Below are 302 nucleotides of genomic sequence, written 5' to 3' on the forward strand. Positions count from 1 at the left end.
CTGGAGCCCCGATTCGATGCGGAGTTGGGCGTGCTGGGCCAGTTCGGTGTCCCGGTCCCAGGTCAGCGACCTGCGTAGTTGCCGGGGCAGTGTGGTGATCGCGTCCTTCACTGCCTCGGCGCCGCGGCCGGCGAGCGCGGGTCCGTTCTTGGTGCGTGGTTCGGTGCCGAAGCCCTCCATCCGGGGCAGGTGCAGCAGCATCTTGAACCGCCTGCTGCGTTCGACGAGCGTTCCGATCGCGGACCGGCCGGTCCCGATGATCAGATCGCCCTCCCAGTGTCCCGGGACGCCACGGTCCTCGG

1 protein-coding gene is annotated in these 302 nt (G+C 69.5%); it reads right to left on the bottom strand.

Going from position 1 to position 302, the window contains the following annotated elements; genetic code table 11:
- Window positions 1-302, bottom strand: a 302-nt coding sequence (locus IF89_RS0136640) for a hypothetical protein (protein ID WP_030778113.1), incomplete at both ends; no start/stop codon positions are given.

Origin of the sequence: Streptomyces sp. NRRL F-2664 (genome assembly GCF_000719345.1) — a bacterium.
Classification (GTDB): Bacteria; Actinomycetota; Actinomycetes; order Streptomycetales; family Streptomycetaceae; genus Streptomyces.